The following is a 15521-nucleotide window of genomic DNA, read 5'->3' on the forward strand; positions in this document are numbered from 1 at the left end:
ATTTTAATGCCTTTAATAAATTACGTTCCAGGCAAAGTGGAGCAAGCCTCTGCAGAACATCAATGGTTCTTGCACATCCATATTGATCCATTTTATTTATCACAAGCAAAACCTATCCTAGAAAAATCATTTAAAAATTATAATTGGGATATACTTCAGTTACCAAGCCAGAATTCGCTCTTTGATAAAAGAAAGTTAGATGGGGCGTATACAGGCGAACAAGTTGATCAACGCTTTCAAGCTGTGCGAATCCTACTTAAAAGTAATGAAAGTTCGGCCAGTATAAATTTCTTAAAACACTGCTTACTTGAATGTTGGCACAAACTTCAAAGTGCAGGTATTCCTCTTTATTATCAAACACCACCGGGAGACCGCGCTTTGACCATGGGTGAGAGTGAGTTACTTACACCTTTTTCCTACACGGCAAAATTGAAAGATGGGTATACTTTTCTTCAACCAGCAGCAGAATTTAATCCCAATCATCTTCCCAACCCCCTCAATTTTTGTTTTGATCCAAAAAGTTTAAGTGATTATCAAATTGAATATGACCTATTTAAAATTCTAAAGGCGACGTTACGAAATTTGCAACTCCATACCACTCATGCTCAATCGCAACTCGATGCAGATTTCTATTCATTAAATGCATTTGATACTGAAATTGAAAAGCTTCACCAATTTTATAATGCCTTTAGCAAATTCTACCTTAGTTATTGTAATGATCGTCAAGCATTGGAAGATAATTATAAATTACAAATTGACGCGTTACACAAAGCAAACGAACTGGTCGATACAGATGCACAAAGAACAGAAATTGCTAAATCATATGTTAAGTTATATCAAGATCGGGAATATGCGTTAAGAAAGAGAGAAAAAGAATTTGATGATTATTGTGGTAAAGATAATATTGATGAATTAGCGATTCTGAGTCGAATTGAAGGTTATCAAAAAGATCAAATGGATAGTGCATTTAGCATGCTGCGTGACAAGTTAAATTATTCTGTGGAGCAATTGCATTCGTTATTTAAATCAGCCCCAAAAGAAGGTATTTTCACTCTTCGCTCCCAAGCATTCCTTGATTTAATTAGATCAAATGTTGGCTTGCATCAATTAATTTATAACCGGCAAATGCACATTTTGATCGAGCAAAAACAATTGCTTCGTTTAAAATGTTTATTGAATATTTATCAGCAAATGACTCAAATTAATTTAACTACATTTAACCCATTTTTATGTAAGCAAAGTGCTACCTATAAGCAAGTGGTGTTGCAACAATTAGTTCATAAAATAAATGCAGCAGCAGGTACGCCACAAGAATTTGATAAAGTCATTAATGATTGGCTTCAATCCGCTTCTTTTGCCGAGAAAAATCATACGGAAATTTCCAATAAAAAAATTATTTCCGAACATCGAAATACATTTTTTAATCAACGTAGTGATAAACCGACCTCTACAGAAAACTTTGTTCAAGAATTGAAAAAAAATTATAGCGGAATGACATTTAGTTAATATATTATTAGGCGGAATAATCCATGGCCTCGTTAGCAGAGCTAGAAAAAAAATTATTACATTATACCGGTAAAGCCATTGCCGATTTTAACATGATTCAGCACGGTGATCGTGTGATGGTAGGTTTGTCTGGCGGAAAAGATTCATTTACGCTCGTTAGAATTTTACAGTTACTGCAACAACGCGCAAAAATTAATTTTGAACTATTTGCTTTCACCCTCGACCAAGCTCAACCGGGCTGGAAAGATGATGACTTAAGAGCATGGTTAAAAAATCACGCCATCAAACACGTCATTTTACACAAAGATACTTATTCGATTGTAAAAGAAAAAATTCCCGAAGGTCAAACCTACTGTTCTTTATGTTCACGCTTACGGAGGGGGATTATTTATCGTTATGCAGAAGCAGAAGGTTATAATAAAATTGCATTGGGACACCATCGAGATGATTTGATTAGAACTTTGCTCATGTCAATTCTATATAATGGTGAAATTCGTTCCATGCCCCCAAAATTATTAAGTGATAATAAAAAGCATATTGTTATAAGGCCGTTAGCATTTTGCCAAGAAAAAGATATTGCCGCTTTTGCTGAAAAAATGGGCTTTCCTATTATTCCCTGTAATCTTTGTGGTTCACAAGAAAATTTAATGCGTAAAAAAATTAAAGTTTTAATTGATCAACTTGCTTTAGAAAACCCCAAGGTTCCGAGTAATATACTTCATGCACTTACCAGCATCAAACCAAGTCAGTTAATGGATAAAAATTTTTGGGATTTTAATAACCTTGAAAAACAAAGAGATGAAAACGAGGAAAGTGTCAATGAGCAGTTATTGGGAAATGTATGGTCTAACATCTGAAACAGAGACAACGCATAATATTGATCATTTGCTTAGTAAAAAGAAGCAAGAAGATATTAAGGCAGAACATTTTATTTTAATGTTAAGAAGTAAGGACACGTTAGCGGGAGCTTTAGAACTTCAAATACATCAAAAGAAAAATCAAGTAGTTCATAATTTGATCCTAAAGAAAAATATTTTTAATTTCTTTACCTGCAATTTTCATCGACATCATTCTAGTCAAGCTGTATCAACAGAACGCGTGCGCTTAAAATTTAAAAGCGTTCAAGACGCTGCGGAATTTCAAGACTTTTTGATCTCCCATGCTGTTGAACCAGCGACAATGCAGGTCCGAAAAGATGGTACATTAAAAATTAATTTGTCCCGCGATAATAAACTTTTAGTCATGCAAGTTATTCATCAACAATATCCTTTTAATGAAAAGCTAAAATTAATAATTCAAGATTTTTTCAATAAAAAATCTTTTGCAGCACAAGAAGTACATGATAAAAACTTTTTTTTCAGCACCGAGGTATCACAATCGAATAGTAGCCCTTGCCTTACGCATTAACCCTTACTGCGCAGGGGTGCCCATTCAATTTTTCTCATAAATTTCGATAAAGCTTAACACAGATTGAAAAGCACTCGGCTGGATTCCGAATTCGCCTTGAAAGGGACGGTCTAGCGTCAAAAGTAAAAAGATAACTGAGGCTGCCATTAATGCAACCGCACTGACGGTTAAAATGTGTAAATAAAAATTGATGCCATAAATATAATTAATAATGATAATTAAAAATGTACCAATTAAAATAACGAGCCAAATTTGACTATTTAATTGTGCGTGACTCATGTGAATCCGTTGCTCACGTGCGTCATATAGTGTTTTAACGCCGTCTAGCATGTCGTGGAGTAACAGTGATTCCGCAGTACTATGAGCAGGATAAGTCACAAGCTCGTCGGTGATGCTTTCAATCGTAGTTCGACCGACTGCATCTAAGGCTAACCCATTTTTCATCGTCGTCCATTCAACATTAATCACGCGCTCCAAATAATTTTTTAAAGTGGTTTGAATTTGGCTGCGTTGGGGGTCTTTGAGTAAGCGTGTGTCGCGGTAAATGTCGGCTACTGCATTGGCTTCGCGTTGCACTGCATCTGCGGTATAACTAATATTGTTAATAAGATAAAGTGCCATTAAACCCACAAGCACACCGTAAATAATACTAATTAGAGCGCTGATATTGCCAATGACCGGATTATCGCGATACCGTAATTCAATGGGAACATACCTGCGCACAATAAAAATGACGGGGACAGACATGATGATAAAAATAAAAGCTAAACCAATAAATATATTTAAATCTGATAATTGGTATATACCCTGCAACATAGTCCGTCCATCCATGATAGATAATAAATTGAGCCGTCTATTCCAGCTTATCCTAAGAACTGACGCCTTCGAAAGTCGTTAATACTTCATTTAAAATTTGTCTAGCTTTAATCATGTCTTCTTCTTCAGGACGATTTTGTGCATTCTGTAAAATACGAGCTACTTCTTGCAGTTTTTGCTTTAATTCTAGTGTATTCATATTGACAATCCTTTTAGTCTAGTTCGCTAAGTTTTCTTTCCACAGGGAGGTTGTTACATGTGTCTTTTTGCGTTCTTGCGTTAAACGCGTTAAGACCGGTGTTGCAATAAATAATAACAATCCTGCGCCAATCGCACTCCATCCAAGCAAATTGAAAGTATGACTGTAACTTGGATTAGTTAGCAATGGATCAGTAGAGGCAATTGTACCAAGCGCCATTTTAGAAAAGTAATGGGAAAATATGGCAGCGAAACCAATGACCATCATCCAAATTCCCATCATTAAACCCTGTAAGTGTAACGGTGCCAGCTGACCCACCATCGCATAGCCAATTGGGGCAATAAATAATTCGCCCATACTCATCAAAATAAAGGCTAATAAAACCCAATTAAAGTTAACAAATCCTTGCGCATTGGCAAAATGAATTCCTATCGGAAGAACACAAAGTGATAATCCAATTAGACCGAGCGCAAGGGAAAACTGTAAAGGAATGCTAATCGTGATGCCGCGGTCGCGTAAATGAGAAAAAAGAATACTTAATAAAGGTCCACCAAAAATAATAACCAGAGTATTAATATTTTGTATCCACTGGGGCGCGATAATGAAATTAAAAAAATGCCGGTCAACATTCCTTTCTACAAACAAATTTAAACCCATCGGAGCTAATTGGTATAACGTCCAAAAGATTAAAGCAGCCAAGGCAAGAATGATGTATCCCCACATTTTACTTTGCGCGGCTAAACCTTTTTGTTTTGTTGCAAGTCCAATTAATAGAATGAACATGGCAATGCTTATAAGAATAATTAATTGATTACAAAGTGCTGTATGCTCTAATAAAATTCGCAATGAGAAAAAAAGTACAACTATCGAAGTAACACCGATTAACATAGCTTTACGTTGCTTATTTTTAGCTGCATCACTAAAAGAAGTTTGACGATCTTTTAAAGTTTTCCAATTAAAAAAAGTGATAATGAGTGCAATTAAATTACCACCCGCACTCAATAAAAAAAGCTCTTGATATGCCTGGAGTAAATGAAAATAACCCCCTAAGGAAAAGCCTACAAAAAATCCAATGTTCATCCCGCTATAATTCCACAAAAAAGCAGCTTCACGGCGTTTATCATCCGGTTCAAACAGTTGTGTCACCATGCAATTAATGCAAGTGATATTGAGGCCACTTCCCCCTAAGAATGCCGCTAATCCCCACAATAGATAATGACTTTCAGGAACTGAAATGAGTAGACACCCGATAATTTGCAGAGCCATCCCTACTGCAAATAATCCTCTATAGCTTAGGAAACGACCGCCAATATATCCACCCAGCAAGTGTAAAAAATAATTGAGTGCGACAAATGACCCCGTAATACTCGTTGCCAGCTTGTCACTCATATGCAGACCTTGTGTGGCATACAATATTAAAGTGGAATAAAGCACACTAAAACCAAAGGTTGAAAAGATTTGAATAAGAAATAATGCACCAGCGCCCTGCGGCATCACATCTTGGTATTTTTGTTTAAAGTTTTTCTTAATACGCACCGATTGCATGTAAATCTCCCTTAGCTTAACGACCTATTATTAAGAAATGGTTCGGTATTTCAAAGCTTCGCAGCACTTGGAGTGCGCGCGTAATAGTTGAATAGGACGGTCACTTCCGTCTCGAGTTGCTCGATCAGCGGGGCTAATTGCGTAGTAATCTTGGCTTTAAGCTGAGCCTCAAGGCTCGCAACTATCATTTTTAAACGAGGTAAGCCGCAATAGCATAAGGCGCTATGCAGCTTATGAGCTTGCCTTAAGAGATGATCATATTGGCCCTGGGTAAAAAGGAGTTTAATAACTTTGACATCATTGGCTATGTCTTTCATAAAAAAATCGAGAATGTCACACGCCAGGTCCATTTTGTTTCCGGCAAGCTTCTTCCCTAAGTCCCAGTCAATAATGGGAAGATGAGTTATATCCATGGCGTTTCTCCTACTTTTTTGTAAAAACCGCCATCGCCTCGATATGTGCAGTATGAGGAAACATGTTCATGATTCCTGCCTGTTGCAATGTATAGCCTAATTCGTGAACAAGAATTTGCGCATCGCGTGCTAAAGTGGCTGTGTTACATGAAACATACACAATTCTTTTGGGCGCGAAAAGGTGAAAATATGGTAATAGTTCTTTAGCACCCGTTCGGGGTGGATCAAGAAGCACTTTGTCATAGCGCTTAAGCCATACCGCATTTGTTAATTCATTCATCAAATTAGCTGCATAAAATTTCACGTTACTGATGTGATTTAAGGTTGCATTTCCTTCGCCGCGCAACACCATTTCTTCACTACCTTCAATACCAACAACTTCTTGGGCGTAACGGGCAATGGGTAAAGTAAAGTTTCCAATTCCACAATATAAATCAAGAACACGATCAGTCGACACAATGTCCAGCAAGTGAATGGCTTGATCAACCATGAGCCGATTTAAAGGCAAATTGACTTGGGTAAAGTCAAGCGGGTGAAATTGATAGGTTAGTTGATAAGCAGGCAGCGAAAAACTTAAACGTGGTTCAGGTTGAATCGGCCAAAGTTGCTCAAGTTGTGCTGGGGGATTGGGTTGCAGCAAAATTTGATAATGATGCATCTTAGAAAACTCAATTAACTTTTCTTTATCCGCAGGAGTCAGAGGGGCTAAATGCCGAATTACTAATGCAATGTCTTTATCTCCCATAGCTACTTCAATTTGAGCAATGCTTTCTTTAGTCTCAAGTGCATCGATACACTGCGACATGGCTACTAAATTTTTTCCAATACGGGGATGCAACACAGCACATTCTTCAATATCTGCAAGATAGCGACTTTCTTTTTCACGAAAACCAATGAGCAATTTATTTTTTTTATAAACAAACCGCACGCCCAACCGCGCTTTATGACGATATCCTTCATCGGTTGCGTGTAACGGCGGAAGCACTTCTGCGGGTTCCACCTGGCCAAAGTGTTTCAAATGTTGTAATAGCGTGTTTTGTTTTAAAGAAAGTTGGGTTGGTGTATCCATATGTTGTAAGACGCAGCCACCGCACAAACCAAAATGCTGGCAAATGGGTTCAACTCGTTCTTTAGCCGCTTCAACCACCCGAATGGTTTTCGCTTCAAGATAATTGGATCGTTTTTTAGTAAGTTTGCAAACGACTGTTTCATCAGGCAGTGCGCCAAAGATAAATGTTTTTTTGTTGAGACACTCTCCGATGCCACGTCCATCATGGCTAAACCCAGTCACACTTAAGGTCCGTTCTGGTTCTTGGTCAATTTTTACTTTTTTTATCATAGGGTTGGCAAATGGCAGGCTTTAAGTCGAATAAAGCCTGCCACTATAGCGGCAATAAATATAAAACACAAACTTGTACAAAATTTGAAAGATTCTATACTTATAGATGAGAGGAAAGACAATTTATTTGTGCTTTCGATAGGATTAGTTCAAAACCTTTCAGTGATGAAATCAGGAGATATGATTTTGATGTGGTGTGCCCCAACTTTCGGTCTTAGTATTGGGAGTAGGCCTAAAGCATCGATGAGATCTCCATAAACTTGGAAAAGGGGTTTTTGCAACGATCTTCTCGAAGGCACTAATAAATTGTTTTTCTTTTCCACCTTGTACTTTCCCTCGCTTTTTCGGTAACGTAATCTTTTTATCCTTGAGAGTTGTGCTATGGCTGATCCGTATATTACCTGTGAAGAAACATATGGCGCTCGTAATTATCATCCTTTACCGGTTGTTCTAGTCCGCGGCGAAGGTGTTTACGTGTGGGATGATCATGGTAAGGCTTATCTTGACATGATGAGTGCTTATTCAGCAGTAAGCCATGGACACTGTCATCCTAAATTAGTGCGCGTTTTGCAAGAACAAGCCACGCGTTTGAATATTGTCTCTCGTGCTTTCTACACCGATCAACTCGGCCCGTTTTTAAAGCGCGCGTGCGAAGTCACAGGTTACGCCAAAGCCCTTCCCATGAATACTGGTGCTGAAGCTGTTGAGACGGCACTCAAGGCCGCACGCAAGTGGGCTTATACTATTAAAAAAGTTCCTGAAAATGCAGCGGAAATTATTTCCTGTTCAGGTAATTTTCATGGACGCACCATCAGTATTGTCGGTATGTCTTCTGAACCTCAGTATCGATCTGGTTTTGGTTCTTTCCCGACAGGCTTCAAAACTATTCCCTATGGTGATGCCAAAGCATTAGAAGCGGCTATAACGCCCAACACGGCAGCATTTCTTGTAGAACCGATTCAAGGTGAGGGTGGAATTGTAATACCCCCAGCAGGTTATTTAAAGGCATGTGAAGCGATTTGTCGAAAAAACAATGTGCTGATGATTGTTGATGAAATCCAAACCGGATTAGGTCGCACGGGTAAATTACTTGCGTGTGATCATGACGGCGTTAAGCCTGATGCAATTGTTTTAGGTAAAGCATTAGGGGGTGGCTTACTTCCAGTCTCATTATTTTTAACGCGTAAAGAAGTAATGGATGTATTTACACCCGGTGATCATGGCAGCACCTTTGGTGGCAATCCGTTAGCAGCAGCAGTAGCCCACGCAGCCATTGATGTGTTAATCGAGGAACAATTGATTGATCGTGCCGCTATTCTAGGTGATTACTTCATTAAAAAATTAAAAACAATTAAGTCCCCCTTGATTAAAGCTATTCGTGGTAAAGGATTGTTAATTGGGTTAGAAATTCACGAAGGAATCTCAGCTCATGATATTTGTTTAAAGTTGTTAGAAGAAGGCATTCTAACGAAGGAAACACATCAGACAGTTATTCGTTTTGCGCCACCGCTTATTATTACTGAAAGTGAAATTGACCATGCTATTGTCGCGCTAAAAAAAGTATTTGCACAAATTGATGCAGCAAGCTTGCCAAAGTTACAATCAAGCTAAAGGAGTTACATTGGGAAGCAATTTTTTGTAAATGACGCCATACAGGAGCATAAGAAGGAGCAACAAAATCTGGGAAAAAACAGTGTGGGCTAGATCCCCAAGAATAAATAAGACGAATATTAAAATGATGATGGGTAAAAAAATAAGGACTTGTAAGCAATAGTTGCCAACTAAGTTAAGAAACAGGTTCCACTTAAAGGGATAAAAAACCATGGAAGACTTAATCGGCAAATCCTGTGCACGACGAATGCCAAGATAAAGCGCACCCATCTGAAAAAGAAAACTTACGATTTGCAAACCCAACCCAATAATCGAAGATAAAACCTGGTTGTGTTTGGTGACAAGTCCTTGGAGTACTCCAGCGATCGCGACAACCAAGAACATAATGAAGAGGGCCCCCAAAATGTGGCTTTTGCACCCCGTGTTTGATGCCAGGCCTCTTTAATTGTATCCCCCACTGGAAGTACATAGCCTGACATAAGTCCGCCTTATTTATTACCTGAAAGCCAAAGAGGATCAACTTCAAATTCTGTTGCAATGGTGGTAAGAAGTTCTTCGTTAGGGAGGAGATTGCCCTCGAGCATCGTCCATGCTTGATGCTTAGGGATATCAAGCATTTTGCTTAAAATGACGGTCCGTTCTCGGACATTGGCTGGTGCACCCGTTTCATCTAAGCAGTGATTCAATCGATCAGCAAAATGTTTTGCGTTCCGTGACACTATAACCCCTCCTAGGCATGATTAATCCATTCAATCAACGTTAGTATTATGCTTGATCAAAATAACTTAAATTTTAATCAATTAAAAGATGTTAAATTAATGAGCTATTATAAGGCCCTCATAATCAGGCGAGCAATGCTGATAAACCCCATGGCGCATTAGAAGTTTTTGGCTCTGAATCTTCAAATGTAATGAGCAGCAATCAGCGTGTTATAAAGTAAAACAGCAACCGTCATGGGCCCCACGCCACCGGGTACGGGCGTTATAAAACGAGCTCGCTCTCGGGCCACATCAAATTCAACATCTCCTACGATATTGCCGTTGGGCAGGCGATTCTGGCCCACGTCAATGACTGTAGACCCGATTTTAATCCATTCGCCTTTTATCAAATTAATTTTACCTACCGCCGAAACTAAGATGTCAGCTTGCTCAACAAAATATTTCAAGTCGGTCGTAAATCGGTGACAAATCGTGACGGTTGAGCCTGCAATAAGCAGTTCAAGTGCCATCGGTCGACCCACGATATTAGATGCGCCGACAATCACTGCGTGCTTACCTTTGTACGGTTGATTAATTTCATCTAGCAATAACATGACACCGTAGGGGGTGCAGGGACGCAATAAGGGTCGACGTTGCGTTAAGCGACCGACATTGTAAGGATGAAACCCATCAACATCTTTGAGCGGATTAATGAGTTCAAATAATTTATCTGCATCAATGTGGGGCGGAAGAGGGGATTGCAATAAAATGCCATGCACGTTTGGATCATGGTTTAAACTTTCAATCAATTCGATTAATTGTATTTCTTCAATCGCAGGGGAGAGGTGATGATAAAAAGATTGAATGCCTACTTCTTCACATGCCATCCGCTTATTGCGTACATAAATCATCGAAGCAGGATCATCCCCCACAAGTATAACCGCAAGACCAGGCGGGGCGTGACCTGCTTGTCGTTTCGCTTCTACAATGTTTGCAACTTTAGTCCGCAATGACTGCGCAAGTTTTTTTCCATCAATATTTTGTGCAGTCATGACTCACTCAATTTTATCGAAAGACCAAATTTAACATAGGAGCTCTGCAGGTTTAAAGAAATAGCATCGCCTTGCAGCAGGTCCGTGTCAAAACGTATAGCATCGCGTCTATTATTGTTTTAATTAATCATTTTCCTTGCGTTTAAGAATCGCGGTTATAAAATAAGCCAACAGAATCATTGACGATCTGCCTCATGCTGAGTATCATCCGCTCTCTCTTTTCACGAGCAATTAACGGGGTATAGCGCAGTCTGGTAGCGCGCCTGCTTTGGGAGCAGGATGTCGGGGGTTCGAATCCCTCTACCCCGAATTTAAAAACGGGCAAAGTCTTTGATGCTAATTTGAGCGCCCGTAGCTCAGTAGGATAGAGCATCGGCCTTCTAAGCCGAGGGTGGCAGGTTCGAGTCCTGCCGGGCGCGAAGAAATACGAGTAGCAGATTCACAGAATATGGTGGGCGTAGCTCAGTCGGTAGAGCCCCGGATTGTGATTCCGGTTGTCGTGGGTTCGATCCCCATCGCTCACCCCATATTAGCTTTGAAGCTAAGAACCAAGTTGCTAAATAAAAATTCGGCTAGGTGCGTGCTGACTTGCTTACACAGGAGTGTACGAGTTACCCACGGACCTACCGATAATCTTCTCCACCAGCAACTGATCCATTAAGCACCACATCTCCGGGCCGTTAGCTCAGTTGGTAGAGCAGCTGACTCTTAATCAGCGGGTCGTTGGTTCGATCCCAACACGGCCCAACTAATAAGTTTTAATAAAACAATAGCTTACACAACACATTTTTTAGCTCCCTTTAGTAATCAAAACTGACTTCGGGATTTTTGCGTGACTGCTAATGCTAGGAGTGCGTAATAGTGTGAGAGTTGGCTTGCGATAATAATCACACACTCTATTTGCTGCTTCCCATAAATTAAGTAATTCAGCAGTTGAATAATGAGTCGTTATTCTTGAGGACTTATGACCCAACAAATCCTGCCTATCCTCAAAGCTCACTCCTGTAGAACGCAATCGCCTACCAAATGTGTGTTTTAGATCATGTACGCGAACATTTGAAAGATTGGAGTTTTTGCGCGCACGTTTCCACGCACTATTCATCATTCTAGTAATCGGTTTTTGTCTATAGGTGAAAACAAAACAAGAACCATTGTTACGCTGTCGTTCTAAAACCAAACGTGCGGTGCGATTAAGCACTATTAATCGATCCTCACCATTTTTTGTTAAAGAACCTGGAATAATAAATACGGATTGAATTTCAACAATAGGTACTGTTAATTCCCACTCCCATTTCAACCTACATATTTCCTTATCTCGACAACCTGTGTTCACAGCAAATAACGCCATATCTCGCAGATGTTTGGGTAAATAAGAAAATAATATATTTTGCTCTTCCCAATCTAAAGGATATGGTTTACGTGCATCGTTTTCAGGTAATAACTTAATTTTTGGTGCAGACACTATCCATGTTAAACCAAATTCATCCATCCATTCGCTTGACGCAAGATTTAAAATGTGGCGCACAATTTGTAACCCAAAATTAATGGTTCGATTTTTTACCCCTGTTTTTCGTCTCGTCTCAATGAAATGTTGTAATGAACCCATGTGAATTGCTTCTAAAGGCATTTCCCCAATAAAAGAGTCAAGTAAAACTAAATGTTCCTTATCAGATTTAATGCTTTTTTTATGTTGATTTTCTACCAAAAATTTTGTTGCTGCTTGCCTGAAAACGCGTCTTGGTCTGACTCCAAAAATTTTTGCTTGCCGAATTGTTTCTAATTTTAAGGTTAGATATTTTTCTGCTTCCTCGAGTCGATCAGTTCCTGTGCTTTCGCAAATTCGTACTCCGTTGATCTTTTTATCGATGTGCCATGTTTTGCCCTTTTTAACAAGGCCAGGCATTTTTCTTCGTCCCATACGCTACTCCTTTGCGCAGGACGTCCGTTACGATCCTTATGATCGTTCACCCACGCATCTAAATCAAGTCGATCAAAGGCAACACCATTATTTCCAATTGGGATTTCAATTAAGGTTGGTCTTACTTCTTCGTTAAATCTATTTCTATCCATGCCAAGATAAGCTGGTGCATCTCTTAGTCTAATAAGACGAGGTTCCATAACGTTACATCCTTTCTAACTAATTAATTTGGGTTTTATATTCTAAGAAAAGACGTAGATCATTTAATGCATGGATGAGGTTGATCATAGTATTGTTAAAAAAGTCAACATTATCAATGTGGGTGGTTAATTCAGGCTTATCTTGTTTCGTTATAGACATAATATAAGCAATGTCCTGCAACCCTATTAATAAAACATTTAAAGCATTTTCAATTTCATTTTTTATGGGGATTCGGTCTTGCAAATCATTTGACGATGGATTGATAGATTGTATATTTGTTAAAAATTTAAATATTTCAGTAAATGGTTGTTCTTCTTTCGGAGATTTAGAAAAATGCGTGCGACTAATCATTTGTTATCTTCCGTATCTATAGATTAATTTTTTCCAAATTATAAACCTAGGTTCTTCTACTAGTTGGCAACTCTTGAATAACTTGTATAATGACCATCGGTACAATATGATCGACAAGATAGAACCAATGGTTCTAAAAGTCAATTGTTATGTGAGATTATTTTGACGAAATTAGACGATAGAATTGCATTTGCTAAGAGACTCGATCACGCACTTGATCTATATGGCATACCGCCTAAAGGAAAAGGGCGGCAAGTTACTTTAGGCAAAATGTTTGGTGTATCTCAAAAAGCTGCTAATAAGTGGCTGGAAGGAATTTCTTTGCCGGATACAATGAGAATTGCAGTAATAGCAGAGCGTTTAAGAGTGAATGTCGAATGGTTAACCTATGGTACAGGTCATATTAATATCGAACCGGTGCCAGGGGAAAAAGATTCTCGCTGGAAGAAAATTCCTTTAATTGATTGGCAACAAGCAGGTCATTTTGAAAATTTCGACGCTAAAAGCGCAGATGAATGGACCTGGACTAACGTTGAAACAGGTCCTCGCTCTTTTGCTCTGATTGTGAAAGATGATTCCATGATGCCTCGTTATGAACCTGGCGCTACAATTATCATTGATCCTGATCAGCCACCCAAACATAGAAACATAGTCATCTTCCGTTGGGAGAAAACTAATGATGTGGGCTGTGCTCAATTATTAGTTGATGGTCCAAATCGATACTTAAAACCACATAATCCTGATTACGATAATTTGTTAATTGATGAAATAAATCCACAGATTGTGTTTTGTGGCACTGCCAAACAAATTTTTATGAATTATTCCTAACTAATTTTTCAATGGATCAGTTAGTTCAGATTGTATAACCCAGCGTAATAAATCCGCTTCTTTTTTATCCATCTGATCCATGATTTCATTTTGTATCACCAAATCACGAATGTAATAATTAATTACAAAGTCAGTCCCTGCTTCGTGCAACATGACAATTGAATCGCCCGCAAGAGACATAGATCTAGCAACAATTTTATACCTTGGATTTACATTGGGATTTTCTCTACCTTTAAGCCAAGGAAAATGCTCTGCTTTAGTTGTTTTCATGAATTAATTTCCCAAGCTATAGTTATGAAACAGGTAGCTCACCCTCGTTAAGAACGCGATACAGTATACGTTCTTCTGAGGAATCAATAGAGGTCGCGCAGTGCATTGTTGTAGGATTATTCCAAACCAATAAATCTCTATCCTCCCATTTATGTAGAGTGCCAATTTAATCTCCTATTAATTTCATGGACACCCTTGAATCATAAATGTGGAATTGATCTATTTTAAAAATATATTAAGCTCACTAAGAGAATTTTACTCTCTTAGTGAGATGTCCGTGAAGTTGGGGCTAGTTCACATAGAGCTATCTCATGAAAATTATGCATTAAGGGGCGCATTGCAAAAAAGCTATAAGCATCCCTTGCCATCGGTAGTTTTTTATTTTCGAAGCTTTTAAAAGGCCAACTTATATGAAGTGAAGTTCGACAAAATGGCAGGATTGCCCTTTGGCCGCCCAGAGGCGGGCTTTGCCCGAGCGCCATGGATGGCGGGAGTGGCCCACCATATGGTAAGATTTGATAGTAAGTAATAATATTCAATCCGCTGAATCTTTTTTGAATCCATTTTAAAAGCTAAATTCGAGTAAACACTCCTCTAACGTTCCTTTAGATAGTGTGGTAGGACGACAGTAGTGTAGGATGTCTTCTTTACAAAACGATGTAAATTTCAGCTCATGACTCACATTTTCTTTATTGGTTTTATCACAGGGTTTTTTTATACGTTTTGCGCTTTTTCAAGCGTTCTCACTGCAATGCAATTTTCGTTGCGTCATGGCGTTATGAGCGGTTTTATTGCTGGTATAGGTCATACAGTTGCGCAGATTGTTTGGATAATTATTGCAACTGGCGCGGTGAGTTTAGGTGCCGATATCTTAAAGACTGAAATTAGTCATTATAAGTTCATCGCTGCGGGAGTGCTTTTTCTTTTGGGAATTAAATTTTTAATTTCCTCACCGAGTATGCCACAAAAAATTCACAATAATAAATTGGTAAGTCATCTAAGCGCGTTCTTGACTGTTTTTACTGTCGCCATCTCAGCGCCTGGTCGAATCATCGGGTATTTAGCTTTCTTTATGTTATTGGGAGCATCATCCATTGTTTCCGCAGACTTTGTAGCAAAACAATTTTTATTAGCGAGTACTTTACTCGGTATTATAAGTTGGTGGCTCGTTTTTTCCGTTTTGGTTAAGAAATTAAAGCTGACCCCAACTCAAAGGCAGATAGCTGTGCTACAACGCCTAACCGGATTTATTTTAATAGGAATAGCAGGCAGTTTTTGTCTATAATCGGCTATAAATTTTATGTAACTCTCTGAAAAACAATAATTTTGTATTATCGATGGGCATTTCCAAGCTTTTTTGATAAAGT

Annotated in this window: 18 protein-coding genes and 4 tRNA genes; 10 read left to right on the forward strand and 12 right to left on the reverse strand. The window is 38.8% G+C overall.

Going from position 1 to position 15521, the window contains the following annotated elements; genetic code table 11:
• The first annotated feature begins 6 nt into the window (after positions 1–6).
• The 3 genes from H0W64_04660 to H0W64_04670 are packed head-to-tail and all read left to right on the forward strand — an operon-like array spanning position 7 to position 2913.
• Positions 7–1506, forward strand: coding sequence for a hypothetical protein (locus H0W64_04660; protein MBA3660995.1), 1500 nt, complete (start codon positions 7–9; stop codon positions 1504–1506).
• Positions 1507–1529: 23 nt separating this feature from the next.
• The gene (gene ttcA / locus H0W64_04665) at positions 1530–2363 is read left to right on the forward strand and encodes a tRNA 2-thiocytidine(32) synthetase TtcA (GenBank protein ID MBA3660996.1); all 834 of its coding nucleotides are present in this window, start codon (positions 1530–1532) and stop codon (positions 2361–2363) included.
• Positions 2326–2913 carry a hypothetical protein gene (locus tag H0W64_04670; protein ID MBA3660997.1) on the forward strand — a complete coding sequence of 196 codons (588 nt, stop codon included), beginning with the start codon at positions 2326–2328 and terminating at the stop codon, positions 2911–2913. The genes ttcA and H0W64_04670 overlap by 38 nt, the downstream gene beginning before the upstream one ends.
• Before the next feature lie 24 nt (positions 2914–2937).
• Here H0W64_04670 and H0W64_04675 read toward each other — a convergent pair whose 3' ends face one another.
• The 5 genes from H0W64_04675 to rlmD all read right to left on the reverse strand — a co-directional run bounded on the left by H0W64_04675 (position 2938) and on the right by rlmD (position 7225).
• Positions 2938–3729: a DUF4239 domain-containing protein gene (locus tag H0W64_04675; GenBank protein MBA3660998.1), complete on the reverse strand. Its 792-nt coding sequence runs from the start codon at positions 3727–3729 to the stop codon at positions 2938–2940.
• A 52-nt stretch (positions 3730–3781) separates the two neighbouring features.
• Positions 3782–3928, reverse strand: coding sequence for a hypothetical protein (locus H0W64_04680; GenBank protein MBA3660999.1), 147 nt, complete (start codon positions 3926–3928; stop codon positions 3782–3784).
• An 18-nt stretch (positions 3929–3946) separates the two neighbouring features.
• On the reverse strand, positions 3947–5422 hold the full coding sequence (locus H0W64_04685; GenBank protein ID MBA3661000.1) for an MFS transporter: 1476 nt from the start codon (positions 5420–5422) through the stop codon (positions 3947–3949).
• 101 nt (positions 5423–5523) lie between these two features.
• Complete coding sequence (locus H0W64_04690) at positions 5524–5886, reverse strand: Hpt domain-containing protein (GenBank protein MBA3661001.1); 363 nt, start codon at positions 5884–5886, stop codon at positions 5524–5526.
• A 10-nt stretch (positions 5887–5896) separates the two neighbouring features.
• Positions 5897–7225, reverse strand: coding sequence for a 23S rRNA (uracil(1939)-C(5))-methyltransferase RlmD (gene rlmD / locus H0W64_04695; protein MBA3661002.1), 1329 nt, complete (start codon positions 7223–7225; stop codon positions 5897–5899).
• A gap of 381 nt (positions 7226–7606) precedes the next feature.
• On the opposite strand from rlmD, the gene rocD reads away from it, so the two are divergent.
• A complete protein-coding gene (rocD, locus tag H0W64_04700) occupies positions 7607–8836 on the forward strand; it encodes an ornithine--oxo-acid transaminase (protein ID MBA3661003.1) in 1230 nt (409 codons plus the stop codon).
• Here the strand turns inward: rocD and H0W64_04705 are convergent.
• From H0W64_04705 to folD, 3 genes are all read right to left on the reverse strand, one after another.
• Entirely contained in the window at positions 8828–9220 is a 393-nt protein-coding gene (locus H0W64_04705; GenBank protein MBA3661004.1) for a hypothetical protein, read from the reverse strand. The genes rocD and H0W64_04705 overlap by 9 nt on opposite strands.
• A gap of 104 nt (positions 9221–9324) precedes the next feature.
• Positions 9325–9555 carry a hypothetical protein gene (locus H0W64_04710; GenBank protein MBA3661005.1) on the reverse strand — a complete coding sequence of 77 codons (231 nt, stop codon included), beginning with the start codon at positions 9553–9555 and terminating at the stop codon, positions 9325–9327.
• A 182-nt stretch (positions 9556–9737) separates the two neighbouring features.
• On the reverse strand, positions 9738–10586 hold the full coding sequence (gene folD / locus H0W64_04715) for a bifunctional methylenetetrahydrofolate dehydrogenase/methenyltetrahydrofolate cyclohydrolase FolD (GenBank protein MBA3661006.1): 849 nt from the start codon (positions 10584–10586) through the stop codon (positions 9738–9740).
• Positions 10587–10821: 235 nt separating this feature from the next.
• Between folD and H0W64_04720 the strand changes: the two genes are divergently transcribed.
• The 4 genes from H0W64_04720 to H0W64_04735 all read left to right on the forward strand — a co-directional run bounded on the left by H0W64_04720 (position 10822) and on the right by H0W64_04735 (position 11333).
• A tRNA-Pro gene (locus H0W64_04720) sits at positions 10822–10895 on the forward strand.
• Positions 10896–10931: 36 nt separating this feature from the next.
• Positions 10932–11005: transfer RNA gene (locus H0W64_04725), tRNA-Arg, on the forward strand.
• A 32-nt stretch (positions 11006–11037) separates the two neighbouring features.
• Positions 11038–11113, forward strand: a tRNA-His gene (locus H0W64_04730).
• A gap of 147 nt (positions 11114–11260) precedes the next feature.
• A tRNA-Lys gene (locus tag H0W64_04735) sits at positions 11261–11333 on the forward strand.
• 43 nt (positions 11334–11376) lie between these two features.
• Here H0W64_04735 and H0W64_04740 read toward each other — a convergent pair.
• Together H0W64_04740 and H0W64_04745 are read right to left on the reverse strand one after the other, a co-directional pair.
• Positions 11377–12504 carry a site-specific integrase gene (locus tag H0W64_04740; protein MBA3661007.1) on the reverse strand — a complete coding sequence of 376 codons (1128 nt, stop codon included), beginning with the start codon at positions 12502–12504 and terminating at the stop codon, positions 11377–11379.
• A gap of 219 nt (positions 12505–12723) precedes the next feature.
• Complete coding sequence (locus H0W64_04745) at positions 12724–13056, reverse strand: hypothetical protein (protein MBA3661008.1); 333 nt, start codon at positions 13054–13056, stop codon at positions 12724–12726.
• A 162-nt stretch (positions 13057–13218) separates the two neighbouring features.
• On the opposite strand from H0W64_04745, the gene H0W64_04750 reads away from it, so the two are divergent.
• Positions 13219–13884 carry a hypothetical protein gene (locus tag H0W64_04750; GenBank protein MBA3661009.1) on the forward strand — a complete coding sequence of 222 codons (666 nt, stop codon included), beginning with the start codon at positions 13219–13221 and terminating at the stop codon, positions 13882–13884.
• Here the strand turns inward: H0W64_04750 and H0W64_04755 are convergent, their stop codons facing one another.
• Both H0W64_04755 and H0W64_04760 read right to left on the reverse strand, forming a co-directional pair.
• A complete protein-coding gene (locus H0W64_04755; protein MBA3661010.1) occupies positions 13885–14154 on the reverse strand; it encodes a hypothetical protein in 270 nt (89 codons plus the stop codon).
• A 22-nt stretch (positions 14155–14176) separates the two neighbouring features.
• Positions 14177–14284, reverse strand: coding sequence for a hypothetical protein (locus H0W64_04760; protein ID MBA3661011.1), 108 nt, complete (start codon positions 14282–14284; stop codon positions 14177–14179).
• A gap of 543 nt (positions 14285–14827) precedes the next feature.
• Between H0W64_04760 and H0W64_04765 the strand changes: the two genes are divergently transcribed.
• Entirely contained in the window at positions 14828–15439 is a 612-nt protein-coding gene (locus H0W64_04765) for a hypothetical protein (GenBank protein ID MBA3661012.1), read from the forward strand.
• The last annotated feature ends 82 nt before the right edge of the window (positions 15440–15521 follow it).

The sequence above is a fragment of the Gammaproteobacteria bacterium genome (assembly GCA_013816845.1).
In the GTDB taxonomy this organism is placed as follows: domain Bacteria; phylum Pseudomonadota; class Gammaproteobacteria; order DSM-16500; family DSM-16500; genus Aquicella.